The organism is Bacillus sp. FJAT-27231, assembly GCF_001183975.1.
GTDB lineage: Bacteria > Bacillota > Bacilli > Bacillales > Domibacillaceae > Pseudobacillus > Pseudobacillus wudalianchiensis.
Genome location: NZ_LFZU01000001.1, coordinates 1327597 through 1345249, shown reverse-complemented (window position 1 = coordinate 1345249; position 17653 = coordinate 1327597). Strand labels below are relative to the sequence as shown.

General features: G+C 42.2%; 14 protein-coding genes. All 14 read right to left on the bottom strand.

Annotated features, from left to right (window positions below):
• Positions 1 to 266: 266 nt before the first annotated feature.
• Positions 267 to 1352 carry a BMP family lipoprotein gene (locus AC623_RS06400; RefSeq protein ID WP_049661610.1) on the bottom strand — a complete coding sequence of 362 codons (1086 nt, stop codon included), beginning with the start codon at positions 1350 to 1352 and terminating at the stop codon, positions 267 to 269.
• 49 nt (positions 1353 to 1401) lie between these two features.
• Entirely contained in the window at positions 1402 to 2127 is a 726-nt protein-coding gene (locus AC623_RS06395) for a GntR family transcriptional regulator (RefSeq protein WP_049661609.1), read from the bottom strand.
• 271 nt (positions 2128 to 2398) lie between these two features.
• Positions 2399 to 4747: a DNA translocase FtsK gene (locus tag AC623_RS06390; RefSeq protein ID WP_049661607.1), complete on the bottom strand. Its 2349-nt coding sequence runs from the start codon at positions 4745 to 4747 to the stop codon at positions 2399 to 2401.
• Positions 4748 to 4848: 101 nt separating this feature from the next.
• Entirely contained in the window at positions 4849 to 5052 is a 204-nt protein-coding gene (locus tag AC623_RS06385) for a YlzJ-like family protein (protein WP_049661606.1), read from the bottom strand.
• Positions 5049 to 5768, bottom strand: coding sequence for a ClpP family protease (locus tag AC623_RS06380; RefSeq protein ID WP_095407485.1), 720 nt, complete (start codon positions 5766 to 5768; stop codon positions 5049 to 5051). The genes AC623_RS06385 and AC623_RS06380 overlap by 4 nt, the downstream gene beginning before the upstream one ends.
• 455 nt (positions 5769 to 6223) lie before the next feature.
• Positions 6224 to 7891, bottom strand: coding sequence for a ribonuclease J (locus AC623_RS06375; RefSeq protein ID WP_049661602.1), 1668 nt, complete (start codon positions 7889 to 7891; stop codon positions 6224 to 6226).
• 223 nt (positions 7892 to 8114) lie between these two features.
• The gene (gene dapA, locus AC623_RS06370; RefSeq protein WP_049661600.1) at positions 8115 to 8978 is read right to left on the bottom strand and encodes a 4-hydroxy-tetrahydrodipicolinate synthase; all 864 of its coding nucleotides are present in this window, start codon (positions 8976 to 8978) and stop codon (positions 8115 to 8117) included.
• A gap of 28 nt (positions 8979 to 9006) precedes the next feature.
• On the bottom strand, positions 9007 to 10245 hold the full coding sequence (dapG, locus tag AC623_RS06365; protein WP_049661598.1) for an aspartate kinase: 1239 nt from the start codon (positions 10243 to 10245) through the stop codon (positions 9007 to 9009).
• A gap of 41 nt (positions 10246 to 10286) precedes the next feature.
• Positions 10287 to 11339 (bottom strand): aspartate-semialdehyde dehydrogenase, encoded by a 1053-nt coding sequence (gene asd / locus AC623_RS06360; protein ID WP_049661596.1) that lies wholly within the window; start codon positions 11337 to 11339, stop codon positions 10287 to 10289.
• 186 nt (positions 11340 to 11525) lie between these two features.
• Positions 11526 to 12128, bottom strand: a complete 603-nt coding sequence (locus tag AC623_RS06355; RefSeq protein WP_197090945.1) for a dipicolinate synthase subunit B — start codon at positions 12126 to 12128, stop codon at positions 11526 to 11528.
• The gene (gene dpaA / locus AC623_RS06350) at positions 12129 to 13022 is read right to left on the bottom strand and encodes a dipicolinic acid synthetase subunit A (protein ID WP_049666319.1); all 894 of its coding nucleotides are present in this window, start codon (positions 13020 to 13022) and stop codon (positions 12129 to 12131) included. It lies immediately after the preceding gene.
• A 105-nt stretch (positions 13023 to 13127) separates the two neighbouring features.
• Positions 13128 to 14369, bottom strand: a complete 1242-nt coding sequence (locus AC623_RS06345) for a M16 family metallopeptidase (protein WP_049661593.1) — start codon at positions 14367 to 14369, stop codon at positions 13128 to 13130.
• Positions 14370 to 14411: 42 nt separating this feature from the next.
• Positions 14412 to 15389, bottom strand: a complete 978-nt coding sequence (locus AC623_RS06340) for a polysaccharide deacetylase family protein (RefSeq protein WP_049661592.1) — start codon at positions 15387 to 15389, stop codon at positions 14412 to 14414.
• A 95-nt stretch (positions 15390 to 15484) separates the two neighbouring features.
• A complete protein-coding gene (gene pnp / locus AC623_RS06335; protein ID WP_049661590.1) occupies positions 15485 to 17611 on the bottom strand; it encodes a polyribonucleotide nucleotidyltransferase in 2127 nt (708 codons plus the stop codon).
• Between the last annotated feature and the right edge of the window lie 42 nt (positions 17612 to 17653).

The following is a 17653-nucleotide window of genomic DNA, read 5'->3' as shown; positions in this document are numbered from 1 at the left end:
CTCGTATAAGGTCTTTTCTTGCCATACAGGCGATCGTATGAATGAACGACTAATGATTGCAAGTAGGATGTCTGACCTTCTATCCCTAGGACTTTTTGCAAAACACAACGCTTCTAAGCGTCTTTAGAAAAGCAAGAGTGCCAGCTTAAAAATCCTAACAAGCACGCACTCTTTGTTGCGTCCTTGTTACCATTTTTAAGCCGGGGCAAATCGCACTACTGTGGATTTACCCCGGGAGCAGATCTATTTACTAGCTTTATAGCAAATTATTTTTCAGGCTTTACTGGAACGTCCACTTCACCTTTTTTAATCTTTTCTGTCCATTCTTGAACAGCTTTTTTCACTTCATCACTTAGGTTATCTTGTGTTGGAGCAATGCTTACAGCATTATCTTCAAGCCCGTATTCAAGCAGCTCGCCACCTGGGAAGTTGCCTTCTTTTGCTTTAGTTGCTAAATCTTTTACAGCGATGTCTACCCGTTTAACCATAGACGTTAATGTAACATTTTCTTCTTTTCCGTTAACCGTTACTTTTCCTTCGTCCGCTTGGTCGCGGTCAACACCAATTACCCAAATATCTTTTTCAGGATTTTTTTGTTTTTCATTTTTCGCTTCTGTAAATACTCCGTTACCAGTAGCTCCGGCTGCGTGGTAAATAATATCAATTCCTGAACCGTACATAGCAGAAGCCATTTGTTGACCTTTGTCTGCTTTATCAAATGCACCAGCGTATTCAATTTTCACAGTTGCTTTAGGATTAACCGCTTTCACACCTGCCTGGAAACCTGCTGCAAATTTGTTAATCAAGTCACTGTCTGTTCCGCCAACGAAACCAATTTTGTTCGTTTTTGTAGTCAATCCGGCAGCTACCCCAACAAGGAAAGAACCTTCCTGCTCTTTAAATGTAATGCTTGCTACGTTGTCTTGACCTTTAATCACATCATCCACGATAGCAAAGTGGCTGTTTTTGCGTTGTTTAGCTACTTCTTCAATAGCTGGCTTCAGTTTATAGCCAATTCCGTACACTAGATCAAATTTATTACGAACAGCTGTATTTAAGTTCGTTTTATAATCGGCATCGGATTTTGATTGAATGTAGTCAAAGCCGTCTGTTCCTCTTTTTAGATCGTTTTCCTTGCCGAATTCCTGAAGACCTTCCCAAGCAGACTGGTTAAAAGATTTGTCGTCTACCCCACCTACGTCAGTAACCATCGCTACAGTAAACTGATCGTCGTTCTTTTTACCATCACCTTGACTTTTCTCTTCGTCGCCCTTACCGCCGCCACATGCACCAAGAATCGTGCCGGCTGCTAGCACAAGAGACATGGTTAGACCAAACTTGCGTTTTGTCATTAAGATAACCTCCTAAAAATTAAAGTTAGTAGAAATGTTGGATACAAGCCTAGGACCGCTTTCTTAAGACGTGGAAACTAAATTTATCCGCTTTGAAGTAATTAACTGAATAAAGAATCGGTTGATCCATTTCATCATAATGTAACTGTTTTAAGATGAGTAAGGCGGTTTCAGGCTCACATTGAAGAATGGGTGACACTTTCTCATGATAGCCAAATGGCTCAATCTGAGCGACTGCATAGGAAATTTTTCGACTGCTTGTCCGATCGAGCAATGAAAAAAGTGATTCATCACTATAATTATAGCTTTCTGGATAATATTTTAATGGAATTTTATCCAAACAATAAACAACAGGTTCTCCATTAGCTGTGCGTACTCGCTCGATTACAAAGAATTCTTCATCAGGACTGCAATCAAATCGGCGGCTATCTTCTTCAGTCGGACTTTGTATACCCGAATTTAGAAAGATGGTTCCCGGTTCCATATTCGCTTGAATGATCATGTCTGTCACGCTCTTCAGTTGTTCAATGCCTGAAGTAAATAGCGGTCTTGCATTTACAAATGTTCCGACTCCATGCCTGCGGATAATGACATTTTCTTCTTCAAGAATGCGCAGCGCCTCTCTTAAAGTTGCGCGGCTGACACCGAGCTGTTTAGCGAGCTCAAATTCAGACGGAAGCTTTTCTTTCTCTTTGTAAATCCCTGCTTCAATGTCTCTTTTTAATCGGTCAATTACTTGAAGGTACAAATGTCGGCTATCCGACTTTATTGTCATATAACCACCCACTTTCTTACAACGTCAGACCTCTGATGTATAACATTTCTACTAATTTAAGTTTAAGATAGCATTTTTTGTTCTGAATGAAAAGATAAATTCGTCTATTCCTATGATTTGTTTTGTACGTATACCATTCCCTTGCATAATTATGAAAAAACCCCCGATTTATCCTATAAGCATTTTTATAATTATTTAATGATATGTGAGAAAAATTTGAACATGGCCTACGCAAAGAAGCCGCCTAATACAAAAATTAGGCGGCCTTCCGTTATTGCATATGTTCTTCTGCCTGTTTAGCGATTAAAACTGTTCTTGGTTTACTGCCCTCATATGGACCTACGATTCCCCGCATTTCCATTTCATCAATCAAGCGGGCTGCCCGACTGTAACCGATACGAAATCGTCTTTGTAACATAGAGACAGAGGCGGTTTGCATATCTGCTACGAGTTGAACGGCTTCTTCGTATAGTTCATCTTCTACCTCAGTCGTCGCTTCCGGTGTATCTTCGGGGATCATGTCTTCTTGATATTGTGCTTTCTGTTGTGAAATCACATAATCGACAATCTCTTCTACTTCCTCATCTGATAAAAATGCTCCTTGAACACGAACTGGCTTGGATGCACCAGAAGGGAAGAAGAGCATATCGCCTCGACCGAGAAGTTTTTCCGCTCCACCCATGTCTAAAATAGTTCTCGAATCTGTCATGGAGGATACAGCGAAAGCAATTCTTGATGGAATATTTGCTTTAATGACCCCGGTAATAACATCTACAGATGGGCGCTGAGTAGCAATAATTAAATGAATCCCTGCTGCCCGCGCCATTTGGGCAAGCCTAGTAATCGAGTCTTCCACGTCACTTGAAGCAACCATCATTAAATCTGCTAACTCGTCGACGATGACAACGATATAAGGAAGCAGCGGCTGCTTTTCGCCTGTCTCTTCATTGTGGCGCTTAACGTGTGTGTTATACCCTTCAATGTTCCTTGTTCCACTATGAGAGAACAAATCATAGCGGCGCTCCATTTCTCCTACTACTTTCTTTAATGCCTGGGAAGCTTTTTTCGCATCTGTTACAACGGGAGCTAAGAGGTGGGGAATGCCATTATAAACGTTTAGCTCAACCATTTTCGGGTCAATCATCATCAGTTTCACTTCATGAGGTTTAGCCCTCATCAAAATACTCGTAATAATTCCGTTTATACAAACACTCTTTCCACTTCCTGTAGCTCCAGCTACGAGCAAATGGGGCATTTTATTTAATTCGGCCGATACTGCTTCTCCTGTAATGTCGCGTCCAAAGGCAATCAATAACTTCGAATCCGGCTTTTCGTTGGCGTTGGCTTCCAATACCTCCCGCAGCGAGACCATCGCTACTTCTGAGTTCGGCACTTCAATACCAATCGCTGACTTCCCTGGAATTGGCGCTTCCATTCGAATGTCCTTCGCAGCTAAGGCTAGCGCAAGATCATCACTTAAACTAACAATCTTGCTGACTTTTACTCCTATATCAGGATGCACTTCATATTTAGTTACTGCTGGCCCGAGATGGACTTGGGTTACTTTAGCTTTGACACCAAAGCTTTGAAATGTTCTCTCAAGCTTAGCTGCATTTGCATGAATTTGTTTATACTCTCTGCTTTGGTCCGTTTGCTTCGGTCTCGTTAAGAGGTTAATAGAAGGAAGCTGATAATCTTTGTTTTCCACCTCTGTAAAAGTCATCGCAGGCGCTCGATCCTCTCCCGCCTCTTTTTCAGCATCCGGCGCTGGCTTTACTGCCTCTTTCTGCTGCTCTTGTACAAGCTCTGGCTCTTCCTGATAGGCCCGCTCCGTGAAGCTCGAAATAATTGGCTCCGGAGCCGAGTAACTTCTCTCGTCTTTTTCCACGTGAGAAGGCGGCTCATCTAGTACATCAGATGTCCTTGCATCGCGATCGGCCCTTTCTGTCCGTCTCGATTTTCTTTCACTCTTCCAATCTTTCATATCTTGAAGAAAAACAGCCCACTGTTTTTTTAGATTTTTTCCTCCTGATGACAGCAGCTTTCCAAAAATTTCTCCAAACGACCGGCCGGTAATTAAAATCAAGCCAATCATCACAAGAACAAAACTTAAAATTTTTGTACCTAGCGTATCAAAAAGAAAATAAGAGACAGCAAACAGGATGGCGCCGATCATTCCGCCTCCAAGATCATCGTTATCTGTTATCCCTTCCTTTAATTCCTCTCGATATAATTCCCACGTGTTAACCATTACGCTCGGTTCTTTAAACGCTCGGCCGTTCCCGAGCTGTTCAAACAACTCCACGTGATTAAAGAGTAAAAGACTAATTATAATCACGTAGAGACCGACTTGCTTTCTCCGAAATAAAAGAGGTCTTTTGCGCTTTACCATTATGTACATACCGTAAGCAATTGCTGCAATAAAACCAATCATATACCATTGACCAAAGAAAAACCGAAAGAAATAAACGAACGCTGTACCTACCACTCCAAGTCTGATAATACCAATTAGACTTAAAGCAATAATAATAATACCGAGTAACTCCAGCTTAACCGCTTCTTTGATTTGTGCTGATTTTTTTGTCCGCTTGGACGATTTCTTCTTCTTTTTATTTGCCATAGCTCCCACCTAATCATTGGAATAAAACAAAAAGCAAGAAAGCAGCCTATGTGGCTGCTTTCTATATTATAGCATATTTGTTCGCATCTATCTAACGATGTTTATGGAGAAATGAACTGTCCAGGCGCTACTTGCTGATTGAGATAATGAGCTGGATCTGTACTAAGAATGCGGACCACTTTATAGCGATTGTCTTCACGCTCTGCAAAAAGCGGAATGCCATTCCAAGAAATCAGCTCCATATTACTGGCTTGAGCGTCTTCTGGGTAAATGTGCTCATATGGCATGATTGTATATAAAATCATTGGATCATCGTCCCACTCTGCTCCTTGGCAGTAATTAACTCATTTAATTTCTTCATCGCTTCTCCAATTCCGCCTACTTCGTTAATTAACCCATATTCTACGGCGTCTTTTCCAACTACATTTGTTCCTATGTCCCTTGTCAGGTTTCCCTTTGCCAGCATTAACTCCTTAAACTTTTCTTCAGAAATAGAAGAGTGCTGTTTAACAAAATTCACTACACGCTCCTGCATCTTATCTAAATACTCAAAGCTTTGCGGAACTCCAATCACAAGACCCGTCAGCCGAATTGGGTGAATGGTCATTGTGGCAGTCGAGGCAATAAACGAGTAATCACAAGAAACAGCAATCGGCACACCGATAGAGTGGCCGCCTCCCAACACTATAGAAACAGTTGGTTTTGATAAAGAAGCAAGCATTTCAGAAATAGCGAGTCCGGCTTCTACATCCCCTCCTACCGTATTTAAAACAATCAGCAGCCCTTTGATAGATGGGTTTTGTTCAATCGCCACAATTTGTGGAATAACATGCTCATATTTGGTTGTTTTATTTTGTGGAGGCAGCTGCAGATGCCCCTCAATCTGTCCAATGATCGTTAAACAATGGACAGGAGAATCGTTTGAAAGCTGGGGAACGTTCGTCTGTCCAAGCTGCTGAATTTTTTCCATTAAAGCCGATTGATTTTTTTCCGTCTGCTCTTCCTGCTCTGTCTCTTCCATCGTTTTCTTTTCTATATCCATATCCCATTGCTCCTTTCAAAGATAGCACACTCTGACACCTAGCTTGTATATGCATATTCTTTTCATCCGTGCTGATATTATGCAAAAAGAACTTAAGAGTGCAAGACATAAAAAAAATAAGCCCGAGGGCTTATTTGAGAATGGAAACAAATGCTCATTTTCTTTATTGGACATTAGCATGCTTTCTTTTGAGGAGCTTGCCAGACACTAACGGCTCGAGGTCATAAGCCATTCCCTCCAGAGGTCAAAGAACAACCTTCCTGCCGGCTTGTCTTATACTTGTCGCCGCTTAGCTAGCGCCCTCCGCTTTTCTATTGTCTAGCTGCGGGCGCTAGCGCATACGGCGGTTTCAAAATGTTTGTTGGAGTCAAAGAACGACTCCCTCAAAAATTTCTCCAACCACCTATTGCGCTGGATGAGCGCCCTCCGCTTTTCTAAACTTCCATAATGATGGGCAGGATCATTGGACGGCGTTTTGTTTTTTCGAATAGGAAAGAATTAAGCTGGTCTCTTATATCCTGCTTAATGCTTGACCAATCAAAAGATTCGCCAGCCATATTTTTTTCTACGATGTCGGTAATTAATTTTGTTGACTGCTCCATTAACTTTTCTGATTCCCGGACATAGACAAACCCGCGAGAAATAATTTCTGGACCGGATACGATTCGCTTTTGTTTTTTGCTTAAAGTGATGACAACAATGAAAATTCCGTCTTGGGAAAGAAGTTTACGATCTCTTAATACGATATTGCCGACATCGCCTACTCCGATTCCATCAATAAGTACATTGCCGGCAGTCACTTTTGAGCTCACACGCAATTTGCCATTTTTATATTCAATGACATCCCCTTTTTCAGGGATATAAATATTCTCCGCTGGCACTCCCGTTTGCGAAGCCAGCTTGGCATGGGCTTTGAGCATACGGTATTCTCCCTGAACAGGAATGAAATAGCGCGGCTTCATCAAATTAAGCATAAATTTCAAATCTTCTTGAAAACCATGACCTGAAACATGGACTTTGCGATTGCCTGTTACAACATTTGCTCCAGAACGGTAAAGAAGATTCACCGTTTTAGCCATTAACAGCTCTAATCCCGGCGAAGGTGTAGCTGTGATTAAAACGGTATCTCCTTCTTTAATTCTCACGTGCTTATTTGTGCCTTTGGCCATTTTTTGCAGGGCTTCGATCGGTTCTCCTTGGACACCAGTTGTTAAAATGACAATTTCATCTTCAGGATATTCACTAATTTCTTGCAAACTCACGAGAATATCTTCTTGAATATTCAAATAACCCAGCTTGATCGCCACGTCGTTCACACGCTGCATGCTCTTACCACTGACAGCTACTTTTCGGCCATTCTCATAGGCTGCATCGAATACCTGCTGGATACGAATGAGGTTGGAAGCATACGAAGCGACAATGATCCGTCCTTTAGCCATATGAAAAGCATCCGATAATTGGCTGGCAATGACTTCTTCAGAAGTTGTATGGCCAGGACGCTCTGCTTCAGTAGAATCAGACAACAGCATAAAGACGCCACTTTGACCGATTTGCGCCATCTTCCCAATATCCGGTGCATACAGTCCTCTGGCTGCCTGGTCAAATTTAAATTCACCTGTGTGCACGATCGATCCTTCTGAAGTATGGATCACGACACCGACAGAATCCGGAATACTGTGAGTTGTACGGAAGAAAGTGACCTCTACCCCATCAAAACGAAGCTTTGTATCTGAATGAACAGTGTAATACTTTACTTCTTCTTTTACATTCTCTTCACGGAGCCGCATTTTGGCTAAAGCAATCGTCAGCTTTGTTCCGTAAACAGGCGCTTTAATTTTTTGCAATACGTAACCTAACGAACCGATCGCATCTTCATGTCCGTGTGTTAGAAAGATGCCTTTAACACGGTCCTTATTTTCAATTAAATATGAAATATCTGGGATGACAATATCGATGCCGAGCATTTCATTTTCTGGAAACATTAAACCGCTGTCTACCACGAAAATTTCCTCGTCCACCTCGATAACAGTCATGTTTTTCCCAATTTCCCCTACTCCGCCAAGCGGAATCACTTTGATCGTTTCATTTTTCTTCTTACTCACTATAAATTTCCTCCTATACTTAAGAACACCCGCCCCACATCACATTATGTTTATTATAAAGGATGAAGGAAAGTAAAGCCAATACTATCTATCCAGCAACAACTTTTATCTGCCTTTCCTAACAAAAAATTCCCGCAAAGCAGCTCCTTGCTGAAATCAGAACAGAAAGAGCTTTCTGCAGCTGTCTCAGCCGGGAGACCGAACTTTTCGGGAATTTTTTATGCTATATTAATTTTTGTAAAGCAGCACGCTCAGCTTCCGTAAGCGGAACGAGCGGCAAACGAACAGACCCCACGTCCATGCCTTTTAGCTGCAAGGCCGTCTTGACTGGCACTGGGCTCGGAGCAGCAAACAATTGTTTAATCAGCGGTAAAAGCTGTTGGTGCATTTTGGCTGCTTGTTCATGGTCACCACTTAAGAAAGAAGATACCATTTGCTGCATTTCATTGCCGACGACATGTGAAGCAACAGAGACAATACCGTCTCCTCCAATAGAAAGAATCGGAAGCGTTAGACCATCGTCTCCACTATACACTTGGAAGTCGTCATCTGTGCCTGCAATAATTTCTGTTACTGCATCTAGATTGCCGCTTGCTTCTTTCACTGCGACAACATTAGGCAGTTTAGATAGCCTGATGATCGTTTCAGGCTCAATATTGACACTTGAACGCCCTGGAATATTATAAAGCATTACCGGTAAAGAAGTTGCTGCTGCTATGGCTTTAAAATGCTGGTATAGCCCTTCTTGATTCGGTTTGTTGTAGTAAGGAGCAACGAGCATGATAGCGTCTACCCCTGCATCTTCAGCTCTTTTTGTTAATTCAATGGACTGGCGTGTATTATTGCTGCCGGTTCCTGCCACAATAGGTACTCGTCCATCGGCTACCTTAACTGTATGACGAAATAACGCAACTTTTTCTTCTGCAGTTAAAACCGGAGATTCTCCAGTTGTCCCTGCTACAACGAGTGAGTCTGTTCCGTTGTTGATTAAGTAATTGACCAATTGAGTCGTTCTCTCAAAATCAACATTCTCTTTTGAGTCAAACGGCGTCACCATGGCGGTTGACACCCGACCGAAAGAAATCATACTCATTTTCCTCCTTCAAACAGCCGGCTTAGTTATTTTCATATTCAAATTGGTCCTCGTGTAAAAGAAAAGCGTCGTGGAGCGCATTAACAGCCGTAACGAGCTCTTCATCTTTTACGAGCACCCATATCGTTGTGTGACTATCAGCAGATTGCAAGATGCCGACGCCTTTTTCAGCTAGAGCAGTAACAATTTTGGACGTTACACCCGGTACACCTGTCATGCCAGCTCCGACAACTGATACTTTTGCACAGTTTTTCTCTACTTCAGGCTCATAGCCCATTTCTCTTAAAACGACAACGGCCCGGTCCACTCGATCACCAGCAACGGTATACACAACACCCGTCGGAGAAATATTAATAAAGTCGACGCTGATCTTCTCATTCGCCATTGCTTTAAATACTTCTGACTGTAAGTTATATTGATCCTTTTTCGCCTGTACTTTAATTTGAGCAATATTGCTTACATGGGCGATTCCTGTCACAAGACGCTCACGGATATCTGGTCCCTGATCCGGCTTTGTAATAGACGTAACGAGTGTACCAATTCCATCAGAATGAGTAGAACGAATACGCATTGGCACTTTTGCCTGCATAGCGATTTCTACTGCACGAGGATGAATAACCTTCGCTCCTTGATAAGCCATGTTACACACTTCATTATAGGTCACAACAGAAAGCGGCCGCGCCTTAGTCGCAATGCGCGGATCAGCAGTCATAATTCCTTCCACATCGGTAAAGATATCTACCCATTCTGCCTGTAAAGCAGCGCCAAGAGCAGCAGCCGACGTGTCGCTCCCTCCACGTCCGATAGTAGTCACGTCCCCCGTCTTAGCCGCTCCTTGGAAACCAGCAACGACGACAACATCGTGTGAGTGGAGAGTTTTCAATAAGCGGTCACACTTCATTTCAAGGATCTTGGCATTCGTATGGTCTTCATTTGTTACAAACCCTGCTTGAGCACCCGTCATAGCACAGGCTTTAATATTATGTTCTAACAACATGTTTGTAAAAACGAGACTTGATATAACTTCACCACAAGAAAGAAGCATATCTTGCTCTCTCGTTGTCAATTTCATCTCTGTTCCGTTTACTAGAGATAAGAGAGTATCTGTTGCGTAAGGATCACCTTGACGTCCCATCGCAGAAACAACAACCACGACTTTGTACCCTTCTTTAATCGCTGATTCAATATGCCGCTTGGCATGGTGGCGCGATTCTTCATTGCGAACCGATGTGCCTCCGAACTTTTGTACGATAACTTTCACTATAAACACCTCTGCATTTCTGTGGTGAGATCATCCAACGATTACTTTTCCTTTACGATCTCCATCTCAATCAATGTTTCAGCAATTTGAACAGAATTCCAAGCAGCGCCTTTGAGAAGATTATCAGAAACCACCCACATATGGAAGCCTGTATCTTGATCTAAGTCTTTGCGCACACGTCCAACGAATACTTCTTTTTTACCGACACATTGTGCAGGCATTGGATATACTTGTTCATCTGGATTATCTTGCAGTACTACTCCTGGTGCATCCTTTAATTTATCTTTAATATCAGCTGCAGTTAATCCTTGAGTCTCTACTTCAAAATAAACAGACTCTGAGTGACCAGTTTCTACAGGAAGACGTACACACGTAGCCGCTACACTAAGCTCAGGCATATGCATAATTTTCTTTGTTTCATTGATCATTTTCATTTCTTCAAATGTAAATCCGTTTTCTTGGAATTTATCAATTTGAGGAATAGCATTAAAAGCGATCTGATAATGCTTTTTGTCACTTCCTACTGGCAATATTTCTGGTGTTACTTCTTTGCCATCAAGAATAGACTGAGTTTGGCTGTACATTTCATTGATAGCTTGTGCTCCTGCGCCAGATACCGCCTGATAAGTAGAAACAATCACTTTTTTCAAGCCATATGATTGGCGAATTGGCTCAAGTGCCGCTACCATTTGAATCGTTGAACAGTTTGGATTAGCGATAATGCCATTATGCTTTCTTAAATCCTCTTTATTTACTTCTGGCACAACAAGCGGGACATTTTCATCCATGCGGTAAGCGCTTGTGTTATCTACAACAACCGCTCCTCGTTTTACTGCTTCTGGAGCAAGCTGTTTTGAGATGCTGCCTCCTGCACTAAATAAAGCAATGTCGACCCCTTCAAAACTCTCCGGCTTTGCTTCTTGTACAATAACTTCCTCACCTTTATAAAAAAGTGCTTTTCCTGCCGAACGCGCAGATGAAAGCAATGTTAATTGACGGATTGGAAACTCTCTTTCTTCTAATGTTTTTAGCATTTGTTGGCCAACTGCACCAGTTGCACCTACGAGAGCGATGTGAAACCCTTTTGTACTCATTTTTCTTTTTCCCCTTTCAAATTCCCTATGAACAAATAAACTTGTGCATATGTAATAGTTTTTAAACAATATTAAATAGTTAAAAAAATGGAATAGCCTTTTGATAGCTACTATTTTATCACATTAAAGTTCGAAAAGAGCAACAAAATGCTGAGTTCTAAAAAAAAGAGAAAAAAGGGGGAGAAATTAACTCCCGTAACGGAATCGCTCAATAATAACTGGCTGTAATTGTTTTCCTCCTAAGGCTGCTTCAATCGTTTCTGGCAGACTCTCCATTCTTGCCACCATAGAATTTGGTTTTTTCTCTGGATCATCCTGACCAAACGGGATAAAGAAAATATTTTTTACCGGCATCAGCCTCATAATATTCATACCATTTAATCCGAGAGCATCATTCGTTGAAATACCCAGAACCACTGGTCTTAAATTTCGCAGCGTTGCTTTAGCAGCCATTAAAACCGGGGAATCTGTCATCGCATTCGCTAATTTACTAAGCGAATTTCCCGTGATCGGGGCAATCACCATACAATCGAGCGGCGTTTTCGGACCGAGCGGCTCAGCTTCTACAATCGAATCAATGACCTTTTTTGCTGTTACCTCTTCGATTTTCTTCACCCATTCGCCGGCTTCACCAAAACGCGTGCCGGTTCCTTTCATCGTCGCTGTTACAACAGGCACTACATCCGCCCCAAGCTCTACTAGCTTCTTAATCTGTGGAAACACTTCTTCGTACGTACAATGAGAACCCGTAATCCCAAACCCAATTCGTTTCCCTTTTAGTGACATCATTCAATCTCCTTTCATCATGTCGATATCTTTTAACAGGTCTGCTATGACACCTGCTAAAATCTGACCTGCTGTTTTTGGGGCGACGATTCCTGGCAGCCCTAGAGCAAGAATCGATTTTATGCCTCTCTTTTTAGCAAATTGAAAATCGGTTCCACCCGGTTTGGAAGCTAGATCGATGATGAGGGTATGTGGTTTCATTTTGGCAATGGCCTGTGCCGTGATCACTAAAGAAGGAATCGTATTAATAATAATGTCGAGAGACTCTGCTTCTTTAGGAAGCTCATCAATTGAAAATGGTGTCAGCCCCATTTCAATAGCTCTTGCTAAATGTTCACTTCTCCTTGCACCAAGCTTTACATTCGCTCCTAAGCTATCGAATGTTCTCGCTACGCTCATCCCCACTCTCCCCATGCCAAGAACAGCCACAGTCGAACCGTGTATCGTAAAATCTGTATGCTGGATCGCCATCATAACCGCCCCTTCAGCTGTAGGGATAGAGTTGTAAATGGCTACATCATCTCGATCAAGCAGCCGAATCAGTTTTTTTCCTGTCTGCTCGGCTAGTTTTGTCAAAGCGGTCGGACTAATTCCGGTAAATACCACACAGTGATCCGGTGTTCTCGCAAGCATATCTTTTGTTAAGCGGAGATGATGAGGTGAAAAAACCGTTTCGACTTCACCTGTCGACTGCAAGCCAGCTACAGGCAAAACAATGGCATCTAATTCATTAAAGGGCAGCTCTTCTAGCTTTTCTTTCACAGCACCGGCAAAGCTTTGTTCTAGCTGATCAAATCCCACCAGGTAGACTTTTGCATCTAGTTCCGTTAATTTACGAATGATTTCAAGCTGGCGGGCATCTCCGCCTAATACTGCCACTTGGAGTCCTGTAAGCACCGTTTTCACCTTCCCTTTCCTTCTCGCTTCTACATTGTATGAAAAAATAAAATTTCGGTGAAATGAATAAAAAAATCCCTTGCAAAATGCAAGGGATTTAAAGTGTTATATCGTAATGGCAGCCGGAAACTTGCCGTCAGGACTAATAAGGGCAGCTGAATAGTCACTGCTAAAGATTTTACGGCCTAAATCATTTACTTTATCCATCGTGACTTCATCGATTAAACTAACAATCTCATCGAGTGAACGATGTTGTTTCAATAATAACTCATTTTTGCCGTTGCGGCTCATCCGGCTATTCGTGCTTTCCAAACTTAGCATTAAATTACCTTTTAATTGTTCTTTACTGTTATGAAGCTCTTTACTGCTGATTCCTTCTGCTTTTAATGTAGCAAGCGTCATCTGAATCGTTTCAAATAGTTCATCTAACTGATCGGCTCCAGTGCCGCCGTATACCGTTACAAGCCCACTATCTTTGAATGAAGAATGATAGGAAAAAACGGAATAAGCCAACCCTCTCTGCTCCCGAACTTCCTGGAACAGACGAGACGACATGCTTCCTCCTAAAATATTATTTAAAACAATTAGGCTATATACATCCTTATGGCCAATCGGCAGCCCTTCAAATCCGAGGCAAAGATGTGCTTGCTCTGTCTCTTTTTTTCGGACTATTTTCTCTGTAAATGTTTGAAGCGGTACATGATAGCTTGGACGCTCTCCTCCCTCATACGACCCGAAGAGGTTCGCAGCTTGTTTCACTAACTCATCTGAAACGTTGCCCGCAATCGAAATAACAACACGATCAGGTGTATACATATCGTGCATGTACTGTTTTAATTTTTCACTCGTAAAAGAAGTAAGCGTTTCTTCCGTACCGAGAATCGGATATCCGAGCGGATGGTTTTTATAAAAGGCTTTGCTCAATAAATCATGAACAATATCATCCGGTGTGTCTTCATACATTTTAATTTCTTCGAGCACGACACTTTTTTCTTTATTCATCTCTTCTTCAGCAAAAGCTGAGTTAAAAAACATATCAGCCAGTGTATCTAAAGCATAGGCTGCATGATTATCTAACACCTTCGCATAGTAGCACGTATATTCCTTTGAAGTAAAAGCATTCACTTGACCGCCAATGCTATCAAAGCTTTCAGCAATCTCTTTCGCTGACTTCGTATCTGTGCCTTTAAAGAACATGTGCTCTAGAAAATGGGAGATACCGTTGTTTTCTGGCGTTTCATCTCTTGACCCTGTGGCAATCCAGATGCCAATCGCTGCTGATCGCACAGTTGGTATTTCTTCCATTATAATTCTGACCCCATTGTCGCAAGTAAACTTTTTTATCAATGTAATCCTCCTATTTCAGCCGCTGTAACAAGCCGAAGTTCGTTAATGACTAGATGATGATGTATGAGAAACAATTCTAGTTTCGGTTAGCAGGTTGGATACAGTATCTATTTTTAATTGTTTAGCTTTTATCTCTTTGATTAATGTATCTAAAGAAGCAGATGAGGCCTCCGTTGGATGCATTAAAATAATAGCTCCCGGGTGAATACGACTCATGACCCTATTGATGAGAGCGTCAGGGGTCGGCTTCTTCCAGTCAATCGTATCTACTGTCCATAAAATGGTTTGCATTCCAAGCTGATGCGCAACTTCTACAGTCGCATCGGTAAAGCTGCCGCTTGGCGGTGCAAACAGCTGTGGGCGCGTTCCTATTGCTGATTCTATCACACTGTTTGTCTTTTCTATCTCTTCTTTAGCGCGCGCCTCACTTAGACGTGCCATATCTGGGTGAGTATAAGAATGATTTCCTCCTTCATGACCGGCATTTATAATCAATTTTGCTAGGTCTGGGTGCTTTTTTACCCACTGTCCTTCGAAGAAAAAGGTAGCATGAATTGAATGCTTTTTCAACACTTCTAACATTTCCGGCAAGTACTCCTCTCCCCATGCCACATTAACAGCTAAACTTACCATTGGCTTTTCAGGGTGACCGCGGTAAATCGGGGCAGGAGGCAAGTCCTTTAAATGAACTTTAGGTGGTACTTGTTTGTATATTAAACGACTTTCTTGAAATGTTCCCTCTTTTTTCATCCATTGATAGGATTTCTTCTCATCCACCTTGAGACCACTATAACCCGGTATCGCTTTCCATACTCGGTCAATTTTAGCATCTTTAGGTGCAATAAAGCGATCTTTTGCTTCTTGTTTAATTTGCTGGCGTAATGATGGCCCGCTCTGATGGACAAGCTGCGACTCATATTTTAATTGTTCAAGATAACTGCTGACCATTTTACTCTCAACGAAAAATAACATAATTATTCCAATGACTAATACACTAATCATATGTTTTATTGTTCTCATTGTCCATGCCTCCCTCCATAGTTTTAAAATTATGAAAAATGGAGGAATTATAGAACATACGAAAAAACCAGAGGGGATATCCTCTGGTTCTGTCATTAAGATTGCTGTTCTTGTTTTTCTGCTGCTTCTTTTTGTTCTTTTAATACAGTTTTGCGCGAAAGGTTTACCCGTCCTTGATCGTCAATGCCGATTACTTTAACGAGTAACTTATCGCCAAGTGAAACAACGTCCTCCACTTTGCGGACACGCTCTTCCGCAAGCTCTGAAATATGAACGAGTCCGTCTTTTCCAGGGAAGAGTTCCACAAACGCACCAAACTTCTCAATGCGTTTTACTGTACCATCATACATCTGTCCTACTTCCACTTCACGCACAATGTCTTCGATAATTTTCTTCGCAGCATTGTTTTTCTGGGCGTCCACGGAAGAAATGAAGATCGTACCATCTTGTTCGATGTCAATCTTAACGCCTGTTTCTTCAATGATTTTGTTAATCTGCTTTCCGCTCGGTCCAATGACATCACGGATTTTATCTGGATTAATTGTCATCGTCAAAATTTTCGGTGCATAATCAGACAGCTCGCTGCGTGGTTCAGCAATAACAGATACCATATGATCTAAAATATGCATACGGCCTTTTTTTGCTTGCTGCAGCGCTTCTTCTAAAATTTCACGGCTTAAGCCTTCAATTTTAATATCCATTTGTAGGGCTGTAACACCTTTTTCGGTACCGGCTACTTTAAAGTCCATATCTCCAAGGTGATCTTCCATTCCCTGAATATCAGATAGAACAGTGTAATGTTCACCAGATTTTACAAGCCCCATCGCAATACCGGCTACTGGCGCCTTAATCGGAACACCGGCATCCATCATCGCCATCGTGCTGGCACAAATACTCGCCTGAGAAGAAGAACCATTTGATTCTAACACTTCTGATACGAGGCGAATCGTGTACGGGAAGTCTTTTTCACTTGGAACGATCGGCTCTAAAGCGCGTTCTCCTAAAGCTCCATGACCAATCTCACGGCGGCCCGGTGCCCGTAATGGACGAGTTTCACCCACGCTGAAGGAAGGGAAATTGTAATGATGCATAAAACGTTTGGACTCTTCAACGCCAAGCCCATCTAAAATCTGCACATCACCTAATGCACCAAGAGTACAAATACTTAGCACTTGTGTTTGGCCTCGTGTGAACATAGCCGAGCCGTGCGTGCGCGGCAATAAGCCTACCATAGAAGATAACGGACGAATCTCATCGATTTTCCGGCCATCTGGTCTTACTTTTTCCACTGTAATCAAACGACGGACTTCTTCTTTGACAATCTTGTCCAAAATTTGCTTGATTTGCTTCATTGTTTCTTCTTCTGCTTCTTCAGCCGTAAATTTTTCCACGACAGTCGCTTTTACCGCATTGATCGCATCTTCACGTGCATGTTTTTCCTGCACTTGGATCGCTTCGATCATATCCTTTTCACAAAGTGAGCGAACTTGCTGTTCAAGCTCTGCGTCAACCTCATATAAAGAAATTTCAATTTTTTCTTTTCCAACCGCTTTGACGATTTCCTCCTGAAACGCAATGAGGCGCTTAATTTCCTCATGACCGAACATGATCGCTTCAAGCATCACTTCTTCAGGTACTTCGTCTGCTCCTGCTTCTACCATGTTCACCGCGTCCTTCGTTCCGGCTACCACGAGATGCAGATCGCTTTTTTCCAGCTGTTCAACAGTTGGATTAATCACAAATTCTTCATCGACACGGCCAACCGTTACGCCTGCAATTGGGCCTTCAAATGGGATATCGGAAATGCTTAACGATAAGGAAGAACCGAACATAGCTGCCATTTCAGAGGAACAGTTTTGATCAACACTCATGACGATGCTGATTACTTGCACCTCGTTACGGAAGCCATCGGCAAATAGCGGGCGGATTGGACGGTCAATTAAGCGGCTGGCAAGCGTTGCTTTTTCACTTGGACGGCCTTCTCTCTTAATAAAACCACCTGGAATTTTTCCGACAGCATACAAACGTTCCTCATAGTTAACTGTTAGTGGAAAAAAATCAAAAGGCTTTGCTTCTTTTGAAGCAGTGGCTGTACTTAATACGACTGTATCTCCATAGCGGATCAACGCCGCTCCATTAGCTTGTTTAGCGACCTGGCCAACTTCGACAGTCAGCTCACGGCCTGCCCATTCTATGGAAAATGTTTGTTTCCCTTGCTCCATAAATGAACCCCTCTCTATACCAATAAAATATTGTGTTTGCGT

Excerpts from the sequence above, each read along its gene's own strand:
- AC623_RS06395 (WP_049661609.1), bottom strand. The coding sequence starts at position 2,127 with ATGACAATAAAGTCGGATAGCCGACATTTGTACCTTCAAGTAATTGAC.
- AC623_RS06390 (WP_049661607.1), bottom strand. The coding sequence starts at position 4,747 with ATGGCAAATAAAAAGAAGAAGAAATCGTCCAAGCGGACAAAAAAATCA.
- AC623_RS06340 (WP_049661592.1), bottom strand. The coding sequence starts at position 15,389 with ATGAGAACAATAAAACATATGATTAGTGTATTAGTCATTGGAATAATT.
- AC623_RS06400 (WP_049661610.1), bottom strand. The coding sequence starts at position 1,352 with ATGACAAAACGCAAGTTTGGTCTAACCATGTCTCTTGTGCTAGCAGCC.
- asd (WP_049661596.1), bottom strand. The coding sequence starts at position 11,339 with ATGAGTACAAAAGGGTTTCACATCGCTCTCGTAGGTGCAACTGGTGCA.
- dapA (WP_049661600.1), bottom strand. The coding sequence starts at position 8,978 with ATGATTTCTTTCGGTCGGGTGTCAACCGCCATGGTGACGCCGTTTGAC.
- AC623_RS06385 (WP_049661606.1), bottom strand. The coding sequence starts at position 5,052 with ATGATTTTATATACAATCATGCCATATGAGCACATTTACCCAGAAGAC.
- pnp (WP_049661590.1), bottom strand. The coding sequence starts at position 17,611 with ATGGAGCAAGGGAAACAAACATTTTCCATAGAATGGGCAGGCCGTGAG.
- AC623_RS06355 (WP_197090945.1), bottom strand. The coding sequence starts at position 12,128 with ATGATGTCACTAAAAGGGAAACGAATTGGGTTTGGGATTACGGGTTCT.
- AC623_RS06380 (WP_095407485.1), bottom strand. The coding sequence starts at position 5,768 with ATGGAAGAGACAGAGCAGGAAGAGCAGACGGAAAAAAATCAATCGGCT.